Annotated in this window: 17 protein-coding genes and 1 pseudogene; 9 read left to right on the top strand and 9 right to left on the bottom strand. The window is 66.7% G+C overall.

Annotated elements, in window-relative coordinates:
- Window positions 1–161: 161 nt before the first annotated feature.
- Window positions 162–425: a 30S ribosomal protein S20 gene (gene rpsT, locus HUW43_RS05785; protein WP_188236488.1), complete on the bottom strand. Its 264-nt coding sequence runs from the start codon at window positions 423–425 to the stop codon at window positions 162–164.
- Window positions 426–610: 185 nt separating this feature from the next.
- Complete coding sequence (gene mutM, locus HUW43_RS05780) at window positions 611–1,423, bottom strand: bifunctional DNA-formamidopyrimidine glycosylase/DNA-(apurinic or apyrimidinic site) lyase (RefSeq protein ID WP_188236598.1); 813 nt, start codon at window positions 1,421–1,423, stop codon at window positions 611–613.
- Window positions 1,424–1,518: 95 nt separating this feature from the next.
- Here mutM and HUW43_RS05775 point away from each other — a divergent pair, with 95 nt between their 5' ends.
- The 8 genes and pseudogenes from HUW43_RS05775 to HUW43_RS05740 all read left to right on the top strand — a co-directional run bounded on the left by HUW43_RS05775 (window position 1,519) and on the right by HUW43_RS05740 (window position 7,431).
- Complete coding sequence (locus HUW43_RS05775) at window positions 1,519–2,256, top strand: class I SAM-dependent methyltransferase (RefSeq protein ID WP_188236487.1); 738 nt, start codon at window positions 1,519–1,521, stop codon at window positions 2,254–2,256.
- Window positions 2,257–2,404: 148 nt separating this feature from the next.
- On the top strand, window positions 2,405–3,949 hold the full coding sequence (gene ubiB / locus HUW43_RS05770) for a 2-polyprenylphenol 6-hydroxylase (RefSeq protein ID WP_188236486.1): 1,545 nt from the start codon (window positions 2,405–2,407) through the stop codon (window positions 3,947–3,949).
- Between the two features lie 44 nt (window positions 3,950–3,993).
- Complete coding sequence (locus tag HUW43_RS05765) at window positions 3,994–4,239, top strand: type II toxin-antitoxin system CcdA family antitoxin (protein ID WP_120222051.1); 246 nt, start codon at window positions 3,994–3,996, stop codon at window positions 4,237–4,239.
- Window positions 4,240–4,536, top strand: coding sequence for a CcdB family protein (locus tag HUW43_RS05760; protein ID WP_120222050.1), 297 nt, complete (start codon window positions 4,240–4,242; stop codon window positions 4,534–4,536). It begins immediately after the preceding gene.
- Between the two features lie 4 nt (window positions 4,537–4,540).
- Window positions 4,541–5,803: a bifunctional phosphopantothenoylcysteine decarboxylase/phosphopantothenate--cysteine ligase CoaBC gene (gene coaBC, locus HUW43_RS05755; protein ID WP_188236485.1), complete on the top strand. Its 1,263-nt coding sequence runs from the start codon at window positions 4,541–4,543 to the stop codon at window positions 5,801–5,803.
- Window positions 5,766–6,227: pseudogene (dut, locus tag HUW43_RS05750) on the top strand (dUTP diphosphatase); the annotation flags it as partial. The gene coaBC and the pseudogene dut, both read left to right, overlap by 38 nt.
- A 101-nt stretch (window positions 6,228–6,328) precedes the next feature.
- Window positions 6,329–7,078: a HesA/MoeB/ThiF family protein gene (locus HUW43_RS05745; protein WP_188236483.1), complete on the top strand. Its 750-nt coding sequence runs from the start codon at window positions 6,329–6,331 to the stop codon at window positions 7,076–7,078.
- Entirely contained in the window at window positions 7,066–7,431 is a 366-nt protein-coding gene (locus HUW43_RS05740; protein WP_188236597.1) for a DsrE family protein, read from the top strand. Before HUW43_RS05745 ends, HUW43_RS05740 begins: the two co-directional genes overlap by 13 nt.
- Window positions 7,432–7,491: 60 nt before the next feature.
- Here HUW43_RS05740 and HUW43_RS05735 read toward each other — a convergent pair whose 3' ends face one another.
- The 7 genes from HUW43_RS05735 to HUW43_RS05705 all read right to left on the bottom strand — a co-directional run bounded on the left by HUW43_RS05735 (window position 7,492) and on the right by HUW43_RS05705 (window position 16,016).
- A complete protein-coding gene (locus HUW43_RS05735) occupies window positions 7,492–8,211 on the bottom strand; it encodes a class I SAM-dependent methyltransferase (RefSeq protein ID WP_188236482.1) in 720 nt (239 codons plus the stop codon).
- The gene (prfB, locus tag HUW43_RS05730; protein ID WP_188236481.1) at window positions 8,211–9,338 is read right to left on the bottom strand and encodes a peptide chain release factor 2; all 1,128 of its coding nucleotides are present in this window, start codon (window positions 9,336–9,338) and stop codon (window positions 8,211–8,213) included. Before prfB ends, HUW43_RS05735 begins: the two co-directional genes overlap by 1 nt.
- An 84-nt stretch (window positions 9,339–9,422) precedes the next feature.
- Window positions 9,423–11,939: a penicillin-binding protein 1A gene (locus tag HUW43_RS05725; RefSeq protein ID WP_188236480.1), complete on the bottom strand. Its 2,517-nt coding sequence runs from the start codon at window positions 11,937–11,939 to the stop codon at window positions 9,423–9,425.
- A gap of 12 nt (window positions 11,940–11,951) precedes the next feature.
- On the bottom strand, window positions 11,952–12,608 hold the full coding sequence (locus HUW43_RS05720) for a TetR/AcrR family transcriptional regulator (protein ID WP_188236479.1): 657 nt from the start codon (window positions 12,606–12,608) through the stop codon (window positions 11,952–11,954).
- Complete coding sequence (locus HUW43_RS05715; protein ID WP_188236478.1) at window positions 12,605–13,750, bottom strand: DSD1 family PLP-dependent enzyme; 1,146 nt, start codon at window positions 13,748–13,750, stop codon at window positions 12,605–12,607. Before HUW43_RS05715 ends, HUW43_RS05720 begins: the two co-directional genes overlap by 4 nt.
- Window positions 13,747–15,000: a D-arabinono-1,4-lactone oxidase gene (locus HUW43_RS05710; RefSeq protein ID WP_188236477.1), complete on the bottom strand. Its 1,254-nt coding sequence runs from the start codon at window positions 14,998–15,000 to the stop codon at window positions 13,747–13,749. Before HUW43_RS05710 ends, HUW43_RS05715 begins: the two co-directional genes overlap by 4 nt.
- A gap of 80 nt (window positions 15,001–15,080) precedes the next feature.
- The gene (locus tag HUW43_RS05705; protein WP_317450834.1) at window positions 15,081–16,016 is read right to left on the bottom strand and encodes an N-acetylmuramoyl-L-alanine amidase; all 936 of its coding nucleotides are present in this window, start codon (window positions 16,014–16,016) and stop codon (window positions 15,081–15,083) included.
- A 597-nt stretch (window positions 16,017–16,613) separates the two neighbouring features.
- On the opposite strand from HUW43_RS05705, the gene HUW43_RS05700 reads away from it, so the two are divergent.
- The gene (locus HUW43_RS05700; RefSeq protein ID WP_188236475.1) at window positions 16,614–19,229 is read left to right on the top strand and encodes a ribonuclease E/G; all 2,616 of its coding nucleotides are present in this window, start codon (window positions 16,614–16,616) and stop codon (window positions 19,227–19,229) included.
- The last annotated feature ends 48 nt before the right edge of the window (window positions 19,230–19,277 follow it).

The following is a 19,277-nucleotide window of genomic DNA, read 5'->3' as shown; positions in this document are numbered from 1 at the left end:
TGGGAAACGCGCGGAGACGATCCCAACGAATCGCCGAAAATCCGCCACTTACCGCGATGCAACACTATTGCCATCGCGATGTCACAATAGAGCACGCAAAAAAGGACCCGCAGGCCAAAAAGCCGGCGAGTCCTTTTTGTTCCCTTTCGGGACAAGCGAGATCAGGCGATCGCGTTCACGCTCTTGGTCAGGCGCGCATATTTGCGCGCGACCGTGTTCTTGTGGAGGACACCCTTGGCAACGCCGCGCGCCATTTCCGGCTGCGCAGCCTTCAGCGCGGTCGCGGCGGCGTCCTTGTCGCCCGCCGCGACGGCGGCTTCGACTTTCTTGACGAGCGTGCGGATGCGCGAAACGCGATTCTTGTTCACAACGGCGCGCGCCTGGTTGCGGCGGATGCGCTTCTTTGCCTGCGGCGTATTGGCCATAAAATCCTCTAATCTCAAACGGTCAACATGGTCGGAGCGCAGCCGCATCGGAGCAGCCGAATCGCGCGCGGAGCAGCGAATCAATGTCCGGATGTGGCCGGTTCCGGACGACCGGACCCTGCTCGAAGGGTGCGCGCATAGCGATGACAGGCGATTTGGTCAATGCCTTGCGGCAATATCCGGGCTCAACGCTGGCATTTGCGGCAGTAAAAGGTCGAGCGCCCCGATTGCACGACGCGCACGATCGAGCCGCCGCATTCGCAACGATCGCCCGCGCGACCATAGACGCGCCAATCCTTTGCGAAATAGCCAAGGTCGCCATCGGGACTCAAAAAATCCCGCAGCGTCGAACCGCCCGCGGCGATCGCGGCGGCGAGCACCGCCTTGATGGCGGGCACGAGCGCGCCGATTTTGGCTTTGGGCACGTCGGCTGCGGGCTTCAGCGGCGATATGCGCGCCATGTTGAGCGCCTCGCAGACATAGATGTTGCCGAGCCCCGCGACGACATTCTGGTCAAGCAGCATCGCCTTCACGGGCGCGCGTCGCCCGGCGAAGGCGCGCACCAGATGGGCGGCGTCGAACGCGTCCGACAGCGGTTCGGGGCCGAGCGTCACGAACGCCGCGAATGCCGCCAGCGGATCGCCCGCGACCAGATCGACCGAGCCGAAACGCCGCGGGTCGTGCAGGAACAGCCGGTGCCCCGCCGCAGTTTCGAGAAGCAGATGGTCGTGCTTGCCCGGCTCGCCCCCCTCGGTCCGCCAGCGCCCCGACATGCCGAGGTGAAAGATCATATGATCGTCGCGGTCGGTTGACACGATGCCATATTTGGCGCGGCGCGACAGAGCAGTGACGGTCGCGCCGGTGAGGCGCTGCGCAAGGTCGGCGGGAAAGGGGCGGCGCAGGTCGGGGCGAAAGGTGGTCACGGCCGCCAGCCTTTGCCCCTCGAGGAAGGGCGCGAGGCCGCGCACGGTGGTTTCGACTTCTGGAAGTTCGGGCATATCGCGCATCGGGCTACGCGCCATTTGCGCGCGCGGCAAGGCCCGGCTAAAGGCCGACGCAACAGATGATCTCCCCCGCAAAAGGCGCGCAAACGATGGCCACTCCCGATACCGTCAGCTTTGGCTATGAGCAGGTTCCCGCGGGTGCAAAGACCGCAATGGTCGGCGAGGTGTTCAGCCGCGTCGCACGCAAATATGACATCATGAACGACGCGATGTCGGGCGGGATGCACCGGTTGTGGAAGGACCGCTTTGTGCGCCGCGTCAAGCCGCGCGCGGGCGAGGCGATCCTCGACATGGCGGGCGGCACCGGCGACATCGCGTTCCGCATGGAACCATCGGGGGCAAGCATCACCGTCGCCGACATCAACCCCGACATGCTGGCCGTCGGCATGGAGCGCGCGGCGGCGCGCGGCATCGACAGCCTGGTGTGGTCCGAACAAAATGCCGAAAAGCTGACCTTCCCCGACCGCTTTTTCGACGCCTATACGATCGCTTTCGGCATCCGTAACGTCACCGACATCCCCGCGGCGCTCAGCGAAGCGCACCGCGTGCTGCGCTTTGGCGGGCGCTTTTTCTGCCTGGAGTTTTCAACGAACGAATGGCCGGGGTTCGCCCAAGCCTATGACGCCTATTCGCACCATCTGGTGCCGAAGCTCGGCAAGCTGATCGCGGGCGACGAGGACAGCTATCGTTACCTGATCGAATCGATCCGCCGCTTTCCGCCGATGCCCGAATTTGCCGGGATGATCCGCGATGCGGGCTTTACCGCGGTCAAGGTCGAACCGATCCTGGGCGGACTGGTCGCGATTCACAGCGGGTGGAAGGCGTGAGCGGGCGACTGGCGTTCATCCCTCCCTTCAGCGAAGGGCAGCGAGCCCCGGCCCTGATCCGGGTCGCTGCGGGTGGGGGCCAGAGGCCTTGCGCCACGCCGCGAGGCCCCACCCCGACCCATCCCCTGAAGGGAGCGGGCTTTCGGATATGACCCGTCCCGTCACCCATATTGCCCGTCTGCTGAAATGGGGCCGCATCCTCGCGCGTCACGGCGCGCTGCGGGGCATCGAGACCGCACCGGCGACCCCGCCTGGCGTCAAGCGGCTGTGCCGGATCGCGCGGTTCGGCACGATCCAACCGAAAACGCCCGACTATGCCGCCGCCTTTCAGGCGATCGGCCCCGCCGCGGTCAAGCTGGGACAGACGCTGGCCACGCGGCCCGACCTGGTCGGCGAGGACGCCGCGCGCAACCTGCTCACGCTTCAGGATGCGTTGCCCCCCGTCAGCTTTGCGCGCATCCGGCAAGAGATCGAGGCGACCTTCGAGGCGCCGCTCGAAAGCCTCTTTAGCGAATTCGACCCCGATCCCGTCGGATCGGCGTCGATCGCGCAGGTCCACCGCGCGGTCACCACCGACGGGCGCCGCGTCGCGGTCAAGATCCGCCGCCCCGGCATCGACAAACAGTTCGCACGCGACATCGAAACCTATGAATGGGCGGCTGCGCATCTCGAAGCCTTCGGCGGCGAGGCATCGCGGCTGCGCCCGCGCCAGGTGATCGCCAATTTCCGCCGCTGGACCTTGCGCGAGCTCGACCTGCGGCGCGAGGCGGCCTCGGCTTCGGAATTGTCCGACGCGATGGCGGCGGTGCCCGAATATGAGGTGCCCGCGATCGACTGGGACCGCACCAACAGCCGCGTGATGACGATGAGCTGGATCGACGGCATCAAGATATCGCATCGCGACGCGCTGGTCGCCGCCGGGCACGACATGGAGAAGCTGGCGGCGAATCTGGTCCACGCTTTCTTGCGGCAGGCGATTGCCGAAGGCTTTTTCCACGCCGACATGCACCAGGGCAATTTGTTCGTGAAGGCCGACGGGACGATCGCCGCGGTGGATTTCGGCATCATGGGGCGGATCAACCGGCAGGCGCGCTATTGGCTGGCCGAAATCCTCTATGGACTGACGACGGGCAATTATCGCCGCGTCGCCGAGATTCATTTCGAGGCGCAATATGTGCCCGATTACCACAATGTCGAGGAGTTCGCGACGGCGCTGCGCGCGGTCGGCGAACCGATGCGCGGCAAGCCGGTGAGCGAGCTCAGCGTCGGGCAGATGCTCGACGGGCTGTTCGCGATCACGCGCGATTTCGACATGCAGACGCAGCCGCACCTTCTCCTGCTCCAGAAAACGATGGTGATGGTCGAAGGCGTCGCAACGATGCTGAACCCCCAGATCAACATGTGGGACGTGTCGGGACCGTTCGTCAAAGAATGGATCCGCGACGAGCTGGGCCCCGAAGCCGCGCTCGCCGACGGGCTGCGCGAACAGGGCCGGACGCTGGCGCTGATCCCCGACATCATCCGCCGCCTCGACGAACAATTGCCGCGCAAGGGCGCCGCGCCGCCCGCGCCGCCGCTGCCCGACATTCCCTTGATGTGGGAACGCGGCGAGCGGCGCGTCTGGTGGCGTTACGCGCTGACCGCGCTGGTCGGCGCGGCGGCGGGTGCCGCGGCGCTGAACTGGCTGGGTTGAATCGGAAATCCAATGCGCATATGTTATGCGCAAGGAGAATGGGGATGAACCGTCCGGCGCGATTTGAAGGCCCCAAAAAGCCGACCAATGTGTCGCTGAACGCCGAGCTGGTCGAGGAAGCGCGAAAGCTGGGCATCAACGTCAGCGAGGCCTGCCAGTCGGGGTTGGCAGCCGAGGTGAAGAAGGCTCGCGAGTTGGTCTGGAAAAAAGAAAACCGTGCCGCGATCGAAAGCTGGAACGACTATATTCGGGAAAACGGAATGCCCTATGACGAGTATCGGCAGCTCTGAATGGCGCGATACGACGTCTACCCCGGTGCTCCCGGTCGCGGGCTGCTTCTCGATTGCCAGGCCGACGTGCTCGATCATCTGGCGTCACGCGTCGTCGTGCCGCTGATGCCGACCGCGAAAGTCGAACCAATCCCGCGGCTAAACCCGCTCTTGACGGTCAACGGCCAAACATTGGTAATGGCGACGCATCTGATCTTTGCGATTCCGTTCGAGCGTCTGCAACGCCCGGTCGCCAATCTTGAAGCGGAGCATTATGCGATCATGGGCGCGCTCGACATGTTGACCACGGGGTTCTGACCTGATGACCCAGCCCCGCATCCTGCTCATCGTCGGCGGCGGGATCGCCGCGTACAAGAGCATCGAGCTTGTCCGCCTGCTGCGCAAGGCGGGTTATGTCGTGCGCTGCGTCCTCACGCGAGCGGGCGCACAGTTCGTCACGCCGTTGACTCTCGCCGCGCTGTCCGAAAACAAGGTTTACACTGACCTGTTTGACCTGAAGGACGAGGTCGAGATGGGGCATATCCAGCTGAGCCGCGAGGCCGACCTGGTCGTCGTCGCACCCGCAACCGCCGATCTGCTCGCCAAAATGGCGGGCGGTATCGCCGACGATCTGGCAACGACGTTGCTGCTCGCGACCGACAAGCCGGTGCTCGCGGCGCCCGCGATGAATGTGCGCATGTGGCTGCACGCCGCGACGCAGCGCAATGTCGCCGTGCTGCGCGGCGACGGCGTGACGGTGATGGAGCCGGACGAAGGCGAGATGGCGTGCGGCGAATATGGGCCGGGACGGCTGCCCGAACCCGACGCGATTTTTGCGGCGATCGAAGCGATGCTGGCGAACGCGCCCGCATCCGTGATCCTTTCTGGGCAACCCGATTTCGCGCCCGCGAACCACCGCCCGCTCCACGGCCGCCGGATCCTCGTGACCGCCGGGCCGACGCACGAGCCGATCGACCCCGTGCGCTACATCGCCAACCGGTCGAGCGGCAAGCAGGGCTTTGCCATCGCCGCCGCCGCCGCCGAGGCAGGGGCCGAGGTGTTGCTGATCGCCGGCCCGGTGCCGCTGCCAACCCCCGCCGGGGTAATCCGCGTCGATGTCGAAACCGCGGTCGAAATGGCCGAAGCGGTGCGGCAGGGACTGCCCGTCGATGCCGCGATCATGGTTGCTGCCGTCGCCGACTGGCGGGCCGCCGACCCCGCGGAACAAAAGATCAAGAAGGACGGCAGCGGCGCCGTGCCGCCGCTCGCGCTCGCTGAAAATCCCGACATATTGGCAAGCGTCGCGAAGTCGTCCGAACGTCCGCCGCTGCTGATCGGTTTTGCCGCCGAGACCAGCGATGTCATCGCGCATGCCGAGGCAAAGCTGGCGCGCAAGGGGTGCGACTGGATCGTCGCCAATGATGTGGCGGCCGACCCGATGGGCGGCGAAAGCAACCGGGTGCATATCGTTAGCAAAGACGGGGTAAACAGCTGGGACCGGCTGCCCAAAGCGGCCGTCGCCCGCAAATTGATGGAAAAGATCGCCGATGAGCTCGAACAACGCGCCCCACTCGACCGCGATTGAAATCGCGATCCAGCGCCTGCCGAACGGCGGCGGCCTGCCCCTGCCCGCCTATGCGTCGGGCGGCGCGGCGGGGATGGACGTCGTCGCGGCCGAAACGCTGACGATCCGCCCCGGCACGCGCCACGCGGTCGCGACGGGATTCGCGATGGCGATCCCGCCGGGATATGAGGTGCAGGTGCGGCCGCGGTCCGGGCTCGCGCTCAAACATGGCATCACCTGCCTCAACACGCCGGGGACGATCGACAGCGACTATCGCGGCGAAGTGAAGGTGATCCTCGCCAATCTGGGCGACGAGCCTTTCGAAATCCGGCGCGGCGACCGCATTGCGCAGATCGTCCCCGCGCCCGTCCAGCGCGCGGCCTTTGCCGAAGTCGACCGGCTGGACGATACCGCGCGCGGCGCGGGCGGGTTCGGATCGACGGGCCTTGCGAGCGGCGGGACCGGGGAAGAGGAAGAAGATACCGGCACGCGCGCAAAACTCGCCTCGCTCTCCGCGATCAAGATGCGGCGGCCGGGCGAATAGGCTTGTTGTCCGACGCCGAACTCGACCGTTATGCCCGCCAGATCATCCTGTCCGCGTTCGGCGGCGCGGGACAGGCGAAACTGAAGGAGGGCCATGTCGCGATCGTCGGCGCGGGCGGAATCGGTTGTCCCGCGATCACCTATCTGGCCGCGGCAGGGGTCGGGCGGCTGACGATCATCGACCATGATGTCGTCGAACTGTCGAACCTCCAGCGCCAGCCCTTGTTCACCGACGCCGACATTGGCGCATCGAAGGCCGCGGTCGCGGCCGATGCGGCGCGGCGGATCAATCCCCATGTCGAGGCCATTCCGGTCGCCCGGCGGCTGGACGCGGCCAACGCCGCGACGCTGCTGGCGGGCGCAAGCCTGATCCTCGACGGCTGCGACAATTTCGCTACGCGACTGGCGGTCAACCGCGCGTCGGTGGCGCTGCAAATCCCCCTGCTCTCGGCGGCGATCGGTGCGTTCGAGGGGCAGGTCGCGCTTTACGAGGGGTGGCGCGCCGCGAATCCCTGCTATGCCTGCCTGGTCGGCGACGATCCCGACCGGCCGGAGATCAACTGCGCCGAGCAGGGTGTGATGGGTGCGCTCGCGGGGATGGTCGGGACGATGGCAGCGCTGGAAGCGGTGCGCGCGCTGGCGGGCTGGGGGACGCCGCTGGCCGGGCGGCTCGCGATCATCGACATGATCGACCGGCGCTGGCGCGAGGTGACGGTCGCGAAGGAGCCGGAGTGCCCGATATGCCGGGGCTGAACATCATCGTCGCGGCGGCCGAAGGGCGGCGCTTTTGCGCGGCGCTGGAGACCGCGATCGCCGCCGCCGCGCTGGGACAGCGCGCGCGCCTGTTCCTGCAGGGCGATGCCGCCGCGATGCTGCGCGCGCCCGCGGGGTTCGCGGGCGACAGCACGCGCCGCACCGCGGGACTACCGGGGCTGGACGAACTGATCGGCGAAGCGCTGGCGAGCGGGGTGGAAATGGTCGTGTGCCAATCGGGTCTCGCGCTCGTCGGCCTGACCGCGGACCGGATCGTCGACGGCGTCAAGGCGGGCGGCGTCGTCAGTTTCCTGGCGGCGGTCGCGGCGGAGGACCGGCTGCTCGTTTATTGAACGCGATCGCGGACCGAAATCCCTCGTCATTGCGAGCGAAGCGAAGGAAACGGAGACGGTCTAGGGATTATCGCAGACCTGGATCGCATCGGGCGCGGGGCGCTCGCCTTCGGGGACGAAGCGCGCGAGATAGCCGCCCGCGTGCTGCTTGTCGTCATAGGAGACGAGCTTGTAGCCCACCGCCTCGAACTCGCAGACGAGCAGGCGGAAGGGCGTGCCATGCTGGGGGATCGGACGGTCGCCGTCGACGACGATCACCTGTCCGCCCGCGCGCAGCGCGGGGCGCAGCCGCCAGAGGAAGGCATAAGGTTCGCCGATCTCGTGATACATATGGACCATGAACACGCGGTCAAAGCTGGCCGCCGGCAGGCGCGGGTCGTCGACCGCGCCGAGTTTGAGCGAGACATTGTCGAGCCGTTCGCGTGCGACGCGATCGGCGAGCCGCTCGATCACCTCCGGGATGATGTCCTGCGCCAGCACGCGCCCCGCGGCGCCGACACGCTGCGCAAGGCGCACGGTATAATAGCCGTCGCCCGCGCCGATGTCGGCGACGGTCATGCCGGGGCGGACGTCGGCCGAATCCATCACGTCCTCGGCCTCGTTGACGCGGTCGCGCGCTTCCTCGGTCGACCATTTGGTCGAAACGGTCGGCGCGACGGGACGGTCGGCGGGCGGAAAGTCGCGCGCGGTTTCGATCCGGCTGCTGTCCTCGTTCCAGGGGCCGTCGCAGCCGCCGAGCAGCGGCAGCAGCGTCAGCGCCGCGAGGGCAGCGCGCCGCATCAGTCGATGTCCTCCACCTCGACCTTTTCGCCCGTCACCTTCTGCGACAGCGCCGCGGCCATGAAGGGGTCGAGCGCGCCGTCGAGCACGTCCTGCGGCGCCGTCGAGGTGACACCGGTGCGCAGATCCTTCACCAGCTGATAGGGCTGAAGCACATAGGAACGTATCTGGTGACCCCAGCCGATCTCGGTCTTTGCCTGATATTCGCCCGACGCCGCGGCCTCGCGCTTTTGCAGCTCGGCCTCGTAAAGCCGCGCCTTCAGCATCCCCATCGCGGTCGCGCGATTCTTGTGCTGCGAACGGTCGTTCTGGCTTGCCACGACGATACCCGTCGGGATGTGCGTGATGCGCACCGCCGAATCGGTGGTATTGACGTGCTGCCCGCCCGCGCCCGATGCGCGATAGGTGTCGATCTTGAGGTCGCTCTCGTTGATCTCGATCTCGATATTGTCGTCGATCACCGGATAGACCCAGACGCTCGAAAAGCTGGTGTGGCGCCGCGCCGAGCTGTCGTAGGGCGAGATGCGGACAAGGCGGTGGACGCCGCTTTCGGTCTTGGCATAGCCATAGGCATTCTCGCCTTTCACGAGCATCGTCGCCGATTTGATGCCCGCCTGTTCGCCCGCCTGATATTCGATCAGTTCAACCTTCAGCCCGCGCTTTTCGGCCCAGCGCATATACATGCGCTGAAGCATTTCGGCCCAGTCCTGACTTTCGGTGCCCCCCGCGCCGGCGTGCACTTCGATATAGCAGTCGTTGCCGTCGGCCTCGCCCGCGAGCAGCGCCTTTACCTTGTCCTCCTCGGCGCGTTCGGCGAGCGCGGCGAGGCTGGCGATGGCCTCATCCACCATCGCCTCGTCGCCCTCCATCTCGGCCAGTTCGATCAGTTCAGCGGTGTCGGCGCATTCGCGTTCGATCGCGCGCGTCGCGGTAATCGCCTCATCAAGGCGGCGGCGTTCCCGCATGACCTCCTGCGCCGCCTTGGGATTATCCCACAGCGTCGGGTCTTCGACCTTGGCATTCAGTTCGTCGAGGCGGCGCACCGCTCGATCCCAGTCGAGAAAGCGGCGCAGCAGCGCGAGGGCAGCCCTGATCCTGTCGATATGATCCTGCGCTTCGGCGCGCATGTCGTTGCTCCTGAACAATGTTGACCCCGCCCTTAGGGCTTCGCGGCGATGAAGAAAAGGCGAGTCGAAAAATGGCGCGCGCCGTCAGATGATGCCGCCGCGATCCTCCAGAAACTCGCTGTCGCTGCGGCGCGCGGGCCGCTGCTCGACGGGCGCGTCCTGTCGCTGCGGGGTTCTGGGCGGCTTGATTTCGTCTTCGCGGATCGTGCGCCGGGGTTCGCTTTCGGGCTTGAACGCTTCCCAGATGATCGCCGCGAGCGGATCGGTCCCCGGCCAGCTGCCATAGACGCGGCGTCCCGACCGACGGTCGATGCGGACCATCCGTATCCCCTTGGGCGCGGCGAAGGGAATCGGCTGGCGATCGGCGAGCGCTTCGAGCGCGAAGTCCTTGAAAATCGGCGCCGCATAGCTGCTGCCCTGGGCATAGCCGCCCATGCTGCGTGGCTGGTCAAAACCAATATACACGCCCGCGACGACGTCGGGCGTGCCGCCGACGAACCAGACGTCGTTCGGGCCAGACGTCGTGCCCGTCTTGCCGAACAGCGGCACATTGAGGTCGCGCAGCCGCACGGCCGTGCCGCGCTGGACGACGCCTTCGAGCATGTGGACGACCTGATAGGCGGTCATCGGATCCATCAGTTGCCGCCCCGAACGCTCGAAACGCGGCATCGGGCGGCCGTCCCAATCCTTCATGTTGCAACCGTCGCACGGTTTCCAGTTCCGGGGGAAAATCACCTTTCCGCGGCGGTCCTGCGCATAGTCGATGACGCGCGGTTTGAGCTCGCGGCCGTGATTCGCCAGCATGGCATAGGCATTGGTCATCTTTTCCACCGTCGTCGATCCGGCGCCAAGCGCGGTCGAGAGATAGGGTTCGTGCTGGCCGATGCCCATCCGGGCGATCATTTCGACCACCGGTTCCATGCCGATCTGGCTCGCCGCCCGCACCGTCATCAGGTTGCGCGACTGTTCAAGCCCCCAGCGCATCGTATGTTCGCCCGACCCCCCGGCGCCCCCGAAATTGCGGAAACATTTGTTGCCGAAACGCGCGCCCTGATAGACGCAGAAGGGCCCGTCGACGATCATCGTCGCGGGGGTCATGCCATTGTCGAGCGCCGCGGCGTAAACGAAGGGCTTGATCGTCGAGCCCGGCTGGCGCTCCGCCTGCGTTGCGCGGTTGAAGGGTGACAGGCGGACGTCGAAACCGCCCTGCATCGCATAGATGCGCCCCGAATGCGGGCTTTCAACGACCATCCCGCCCGACACTTCGGGGATGTTGCGCAAGGCATAGCTGTTGCCGCCGGTCGATTTGACGACGATCAGGTCGCCCGGACGCAGCGCCGAAAAGGCGCTGCCGCCCGTGCGGCGATAACCCATCGTCGCGGCGCTCGCGGGGAGCGTGCCGGTATCGCCATCGGCAAAGCCGATGCGCGCCGCGCCCGCACTTTTCGAAAGCACCGCCGCGACGCGCCAATTGTCATAGTCGATGCCGATAAAGCTCGACGCGAGGCGGCTTTGCCACTGTTCGTCGGGCTCGATCCTCGCGATCGGCCCCGACCAGCCCTTGCCCGCGTCATAGCGTTGCAGCCCCTTGCGCAGCGCCCGCGTCGCCGCGACCTGCATCTTGCCGTCATAGGGCGTGCGCACCCACAGGCCGCCGGCATAGACGCTGTGCGGCCCGTCTTCGGCGGTTTCGCCGAACTCGGCGATCAGCTGGCGTCGCACCTCTTCCATATAATAGCCGCCGACCTGCGCCACGGCGCGGTTCCCGCTGGTCGTCAGGCCGAGCGGCATGGCGCGCGCGGCGTCGCGCTGCGCCGCTGTGATCCAGCCATTATCCTCCATCGCGCCGAGCACGAAATTGCGCCGGGCAATCGCGTCGCGCTCGAACCGCGCGCGGCCATAGCGTTCGGGTGCCTTGGGCAGGATGGCGAGGAAAGCCATTTCGTGCAGCGCCAGTTCGTCGACATCCTTGTCGAAATAGGCGCGGCTCGCCGCCTGAACGCCAAAGCTGCGCCGACCGAGCGGGATTTCGTTGAGATAAAGTTCGAGAATCTGCTCCTTGGTCAACGCATCCTCGATCCGCATCGCAAGGATCGCCTCGCGAATCTTGCGGCGGTAGCTGAGCTCGTTGGTCAGCAGCAGATTCTTCGCGACCTGCTGGGTGATCGTGGAAGCGCCGACCGGGCGCCCGCTGTTCGACAGGTTGGTGATGATCGCCGATACAATGCCCGGATAGTCGATCCCGCCATGGCTGAAGAAGGTCTTGTCCTCCGCCGCAAGGAAGGCGCGCACCAGCAACGGCGGATATTCGCTGTAGTCGAGCTGGACGCGGCGTTCGCGCGCATAGCTGTGGACCGGCTTGCCCTCGGCATCGCGGACCATGGTCGGCAGCGGCGGTTCGTAGGTGCGCAACTGGTCGACCGACGGAAGGTCGCGCGCGAAGATCGCCCAGACGAGCGCGATCGCAAGCAGGCCCGCGCCGGCGAGATAGCCGAGCCAGCGAAACCAGCGCCGCGTCCACATTTCGCGGAGCCAGGCGATGACGGCGTTGCTGTCGCGGCGCAGGCGCAGGCGGAAATCGGTCGAACGGTCGGCGGCCATAGGCCCCCGCCTCTAAAGCGTGGATCGCCGAAAGGGAAGCATCGTTGCGGCGGGGAGCGGCGCATCGACATCGAGAAGCGCGGCGCGCAGCAGCGCCGCGACATCGGCAAACAACCGCTCGGCGGCAATGCGATCCTCCTCATGGAGCATTTCGTCGGCGGCAAAGCCGATCTCGACCGCAAGGCGCAGCCGCGCCCAGAGGATCGCCGGATCGAGGTGCGGCAGATACGGCGCGCAGGCGGCGGCGAGGCGGTCGGTCACCGCACGGTGCGATTCGATCCGGACATGGACGAGCTGCGGCGAAGCATGGAGCGCGCGCAATATCCACACTGCCCCCGGTTCGGCGCGCGTTATCGCGGCGTTGGCAGCGAGCAGGTCGCCGATATGGTCCGCCATCGCCGCGATCCCGCCGGGCGCGTGACGGCCAATCCAGCGATCGAGCACAGCATTCTGCCGGTCCATCAGCCGGTGCCCCAGCGCCTCCAGCACCGCATATTTGTCGGCGAAATAGCGATAGAGCGCAGGCGGGCTGACCCCTGCGCGCGCGGCAATCAAATTGGTCGAAATCCGCTCCAGCCCGACCTCGGCAAGCAAGCCTCCCGCAACGTCGAGCAGGCGGTCGCGCGTCTGCTGCGCGCGCGCCTGTTTGGGCGCGGGCCGCGTCGTCATCGGGCGCAGCCGCGCGCGCTGACCGGCCAGATGTCGATCAGCGTGTCGCCCGCGACGACATGATAATGGTCGTAGAGATTGACGGTCGGGTCGCAGTGCGGAACCGTCAGGCTGACCGGATCGCCGGGGCGCAGTGTGTCGCCGATGCCGGGGGCGATCAGCGCCGCATGTTCGTCGCCCATGAAGGCGAAAAAGGCGGTTTCGGGCGCACCGCGCCGCACAACCGCGACGCCGCCGTCGGTCGACAGCGACTTGAACCCCGCGTCGATCGTGACGAGGCCGCCGTGGTTGGCGCTGACCACGCGCGCATCGACCGCAAGCGCCACCTCGAACGGCGCGGCCTCGCCCTCGGCCAGTTCGCAATCGAGATATTGCTTGTCCATGAAGACATAGCTGCCCGCCTGAAGCTCGGTGAAGACGCCGAGGTCGAGGTCGATGCGGTGCGTGCCCGTGCCCGACCCGGTGACGATGGATGGCGCAAAACCGGCGGCAGCGAGCGCAGCAATGACGTCCCGCAAATAGTCCGTCCGCTCGATGATCGCCGCGCGGCGTTCGGCATAGCTTTCGATATGCTGCTGCGACCCGCAATAGAATTGCACGCCGCAATAGGTCAGCGTCGGCAGCGCCTCGATCGTCCGCGCCAGCGCGACCGCCGATTCGGCCGACGCCACACCGGTGCGCGCGATGCCGGGGTCGATGTCGATGATGACGTCGAGCCGCGCGCCTTCGGCCGCGAGCGCCGCGTCCAGCCGCGCGGCGACCGCCGGATGATCGACGACCGCCATCAGACCCTCGGCACGCCCCGCAAGCGTCGCGAGACGCGCGATCGCAGCGGGCGCGGCGACGGGCGAGGTGATGAGGATGCCGGTGATGCCGCCGCCCGCCAGCACCTCTGCCTCGCCGATCTTGGCGCAGCAGACGCCGACCGCGCCCGCATCGAGCTGACGGCGCGCGATGGCGATGCTCTTGTGCGTCTTGGCGTGGGGGCGGAGCGCGACGCCCGCCGCCTTGGTGAGTGCCGCCATGCGCGCGATGTTGCGGTCGAGCGCGCCCTGGTCGAGGATCAGCACCGGGGTGTTGAGGTCGGCGCGGCTTCCCTGCCGACCGATCAGCGCGTCGTGGAGGATGCGGTCGCTGGTCATGCGAAAAGGCTTTCGAGATGGGGGTTCAGGAACTTGCCTGCCGGGTCGGCGGCGCGGCGGACTGCAATGTAGCGCGGCGCCATCGGATAAAGGGCGGCGACGTCGGCGCGGGTCAGGCCGTGGCGTTTCGCCCAGTGCGGACGGCCGCCATGGCTGCGGAAAATCGCCTCGGCCTCCGCAAACAGATTTTGCCACGGCATCTTCGCATATTGGTGCATCGAAATGGCGGCCACCGGCCCCGCATTCATCGGGCTCATCCAGATGTCGTCGGCGGCGACGACACGATATTCAAAGGGAAAGGCGACGGGCAGGCCTTTCCTGCGAATCCAGCCGACAAGCTCGGCAAGCGTCTCCAGCCCCGCGGCGCGCGGCATTTCATATTCCATCTCCTCGAAACGGATCGTGCGGTCGGACGGGAAAATGGCGTGCGCCGGTCCGCGACGGCGACCCGAAATGGGGCTTTTCATCATCAGCCGCTGAAGCATGGGCGTGAGGAAAGGCAGGCGCGCGGATGCATTGAGGATGCGGCGGAAGGTTGCTTCCTCCATGTCGGTCGTCGTCGGCGGCGGATCGCATGGGTCGCACGGGTCGAGCGTTTTTACGATCAGCTGGTCGCTGTGCGGAAAGAACCAGAATTCGACGTGGCGGTGCTGGCGCGCCAGCTCGTCATAGCTTTCGCGCACCTCTGCCCAGGGTCGTTTTTCGATGCGTTCGGCAAGGTGAAAGGCAGGGACGACCGCAACGTCGATTTCGGTCACAACGCCGAACAGGCCGAGCGACAGGCGCTGCGCCTGATAGAGATCGGCGTTGGTTTGGGCGTCGCACCAATGCACCTCGCCCGCCGCATCGACGAAGCGGAAGCCGCGTGCAAAGGTCGACAGCGAGCCAAGGTCGACGCCGGTGCCGTGGGTGCCCGTCGCCATCGCACCCGCGAGCGACTGCGGATTGACGTCGCCCTGATTGGCGAGCGCGAGCCCATGATCCCAAAGCGCCGCGGTCAGCCGCCGGATGCTCCAGCCCGCCGGGATTCGGGCGGTCTGGCGATCGGGCGCCACGCTGAGTTCGCCCGCCATGGCATCAAGGCTGACGATCAGCTCGTCCGATTCGCACAGCGGCATGAAACTGTGCCCTGCCCCCGCGACGCGCAGGCGGTGCGCATCGCGGACGAGCGCCGCAAGTTCATCCTCGCTTTGCGGCCGCGCGATCGCGGCGCGCGCGCTGACACTGCCCGACCAGTTGCTCCACGCCATGCCCGCCCTCCTTCGCTCGCGGCAAGGCTGCCGCCGCGTCGAAAGTTAGTCAAGACTAACTTATTTGCTGCCTGCGGCGATCATTCGGCGGCGATGCGCCGCGCGAAGTGGATCTGCACCGCCTGGCGCACGCCGCGCGCAACCTTCTTGCGCCCCGATGCCGAGGCGAGAAATGCGGCGTCGTCCTTGTTCGAAAGGAAACCCGTTTCGAACAGCACCGACGGCGTGTCGGGCGCTTTCAGCACGACGAAGGAGGCAAAGCGGTGCGCGGTGGTGCGGAACGGCACCTCGTCCGATGCCTCGCGCTGGAGCAGACGGGCGAACTCGGCCGCGGCATTCATCGTTTCGCGCTGGGTCAGGTCGATGAGGATCGACGACACATCGTCGCCGTGCGCGCCGAGGTCGACGCCGTTGATGATATTCGCCTTGTTCTCGCGCGCCGCGAGCCGCGCCGCCTCGCGGTCGGACGCGACTTCGGACAGGGTATAGACCGACGCGCCGTGCGCTTCGCGATTTTCCGCGGCGTCGGCGTGGACCGAAATGAACAGGTCGGCCTTCAGCCGCCGGGCGATGCCATAGCGTTCCTCGAGCACCAGAAAGCGGTCGTCGTCGCGGGTCAACGCAACGCGGACGCGGCGCGAGGCGACGAGCTCGTCGCGGATCGCGCGCGCGATCGCCAGGGTGACGTCCTTTTCGCGGCGGCCGTTGTGCGGCGAAATCGCGCCCGGATCGTGCCCCCCATGCCCCGCGTCGATCACGACAAGCGGCAGGCGTTTGTCAGCCGGCCCTTCGATCCGCGGCAGCGGCACCGCAGGCTTCGGCTTGCCGATCGGCACGGTGACGCTGTAGCGCCGGGCCGGCCGCTGCGCGCGAAATGCAACCGCAGCGCCGAACTCGGTTCGCGGACGATCGATACCCCCACCCGTCATCGGCGGCGTCATGATCAAGCCGACAAGGGCGAACATGCTCATGGCGCGTCTATGCCGTCCGGCGTGGCGGTTGGTCCAGTGCTTAATCGAAAAGGTGGGGATTTCGGCGGCTCACAAGCCTGAACGCTGCGTTAAAGACGATCCGGTGATCGCATTTTCAGCATAAGGCGGCATCGGGCGCGCATGACATTGTTGCAACAGTGGGCGGCGATCCTATCTTTGGGGGCGGTTGTGGTTGCCGTCGGCGCGCGCCGATGCTAGCACCCCATCACTGACGGCGTTCTTTCCGGTGCCGTCCGGCCTTTTGAGGGGAAGGCCTGGTCCGCGAAACTCGCGGAACATGGTCGCCTTGGCGCCGGACATGCGGGAACGGACACGCCTGCCGCCAGTCCACCCGGTTGACCGGACAGTCGGGGCGTTCGCTTCATCGCCCGCCCTGCCCGCCCGCTCACCCCGTAACAGGTTGATGCCGCATGAGGCTTGCCATGCCCTCTTTCCATCCCGACGCGGGCGCTTTTGCCCCGCTCGCCGGACGGGAGGACCGCATGCGCGTCCAGGACCGGACGCAAGCCGCCTTCGGCAATAACGATATTTTTCATTTCACCCTTATCCGCCGCGGCCCTCCACCAGGGGGATCTGCGGGATTTTTTGATGGCGCGCCGCGGCGCGCTTGGAGTGTTACCAATGACCACGCGCATGTTGATCGACGCGCGGCACCGGGAAGAAACCCGGGTCGCCGTCACCAAGGGAAACCGCATCGAGGAGTTTGATTTCGAGTCCGCCGAGCACAAGCAGCTCAAGGGCAATATCTATCTGGCCAAGGTCACCCGCGTCGAACCGTCGCTGCAGGCGGCGTTCGTCGAATATGGCGGCAATCGCCACGGTTTCCTGGCGTTCAGCGAAATCCACCCCGATTATTACCAGATTCCGAAAGAAGACCGCGACGCGCTGTTGCGCGAAGAGGCCGAACATGCCGCCGCCGCGGCGCAGCGTGCCGAGGACGATCTCGACGAGCTGGAGGGCGATGTCGCCGACGTCGAGGAGCATGACGACGAAAATGGCGATGCCCCGGCGCCCGAAACGATCGGCGAAAGCGAGGACGACGGCGAAAACGGCGATGCCGACGGTGACGAGAGCGCCGAAGAGGACAAGGATAGCCGCGGCGACCGCAAGCGCCGGGGGCAGAACGGACGCAAGGGCGGCCGGGGCCGCGGGCGCGGGCGCCGCAACGACGACGAGGACGGCGAAAGCCGCATGTCGCTCCGCCGCCGTTACAAGATCCAGGACGTCATCCGCCGCCGCCAGGTGATGCTGGTGCAGGTCGTCAAGGAAGAACGCGGCAACAAGGGCGCGGCGCTCACCACCTATCTGTCGCTCGCCGGCCGTTATTGCGTGCTGATGCCCAACACGATGCACGGCGGCGGGATCAGCCGCAAGATTTCGAACGGCGCCGATCGCCGCAAGCTGAAGGCGATGATCGACGAGATGAACCTGCCGCCGACGATGGGTTGCATCGTCCGCACCGCGGGGATGAGCCGCACCAAGACCGAAATCAGGCGCGACTTCGACTATCTCGCCCGCCTGTGGGACGAGATTCGCGAAAAAACGCTGGCGTCGAGCGCGCCCGCGCTGATCCATTCGGACAGCGACCTCATCAAGCGCGCGATCCGCGACATCTATCACAAGGACATCGAGGAAGTGCTCGTCGAGGGCGACGACGGGTACAAGGCGGCCAAACAGTTCATGAAACTGTTGATGCCAAGCCACGCGCGGCGCGTGAAACAATATGCCGATCCTGTCTCGCTCTATCAGCGCTATGGCGTCGAGGACCAGCTTGCCGGGATGCTCAACCCGGTCGTGCAGCTGAAGTCGGGCGGCTATCTGGTGATCAACCCGACCGAGGCCCTGGTGTCGATCGACATCAACTCGGGCCGCTCGACGCGCGAACATAATATCGAACAGACCGCGCTCAACACCAACCTGGAAGCGGCAGCCGAGATCGCGCGCCAGCTGCGTTTGCGCGATATGGCGGGGCTGATCGTCATCGACTTCATCGACATGGATCATGGATCGAACGTCCGCAAGGTCGAGCGCGCGATGAAAGAGGCGCTGAAGAACGACCGCGCGCGTATTCAGGTCGGCCGCATTTCGGGCTTTGGCCTGATGGAAATGAGCCGCCAGCGACTGCGCACCGGCGTGCTCGAAGCCTCGACGCGGCCGTGCCCGCATTGCGAAGGCACCGGGCTCGTGCGCACCGCATCGTCGGCGGGGCTCAGCGCGCTGCGCCTGATCGAGGAAGAAGCCGCGCGCGGCAAAGGCAGCAAGATCACGCTGCGTGCAAGCCAGGAGGCGACCTTCTATCTCCTCAACGAAAAGCGCCGCGAGCTGCACGAAATCGAAGAGCTTTACGGCGTCCGCGTCGAAATCCTGCCCGATGGCGAGACCGAGGGCGCGCGCATGGCGATCGAGGTCGGCGGTCCGCCGCCGACCCAGCGCCGCAGCTTTGCGCCGATCGAACCGATCGAGGATGAGGAGGACGACATCCCCGAAGCGGAGGATGAAGACGAAGAGGAAGCGGCCGAAGAGCGTCCGCGTTCGCGCGATCGCGACGAAGCCCCCGGCGATGGAGAGGGCCGCAAGCGTCGCCGCCGCCGCCGCCGTGGCCGTCGCGGCCGCCGCGACGAGGAAGGCAATGAGGTCGGCGGTGAAAGCGGCGAGGATGGCGACACCGCCCAAGCTGTCGATTCGGAGGCGGGCGAAGCCGCACCGGCCGGAACCGCCGAAGCCGCCGAAACCGCCAAAGCCGCTCCCGCAATGGAGGCCGGCGAGGCCGAATCCAAACCGCGCCGCCGCCGCGGGGGACGCGCTCGCAAGAAGGCCGATACGGCCGACGCCAGCGAAGAGGCGGTCGTCGCGGCGGAGGCTGCGCCGGTAGAGGCGGTCGAGGCCGCCGCACCCGTTGCCGAAGAAGCACCGCCGCCCGCCGAGGAAAAGCCAAAGCGCAAGCGCGCGCCGCGCAAGACCAAGGCCGCGGTCGATGCCGCCGAAGCGGGGACGGTCGTTGCCGACGCCGCGCCGGAACCCGCCGAAACCGTCGCCGCCGCGCCCGCACCCGAACCGGCCAAGCCCGCGGCCAAAAAGCGCGCGAGCCGGGCGAAAAAGGCCGTTGCCGCCGAAGCGAGCAGCGAACCGGCGACCGCAACCGAGGCGGAACCGGTTGCCGCCGACGCGGGCGAGGCCAGCGAAACAACGGACGGCGAGCCGCGCCGCGGCTGGTGGCAGCGCACCTTTGGCAATTGAGTCATCGTGTAATTGCGGCTACTTCCCTCGGACCTCGGTTGAGGCGCA

The organism is Sphingopyxis sp. LK2115 (genome assembly GCF_014595975.1).
Classification (GTDB): Bacteria; Pseudomonadota; Alphaproteobacteria; order Sphingomonadales; family Sphingomonadaceae; genus Sphingopyxis.
The sequence above is the reverse complement of the archived record's forward strand: the minus strand, read 5'-3'. Positions and strand labels throughout refer to the sequence as shown.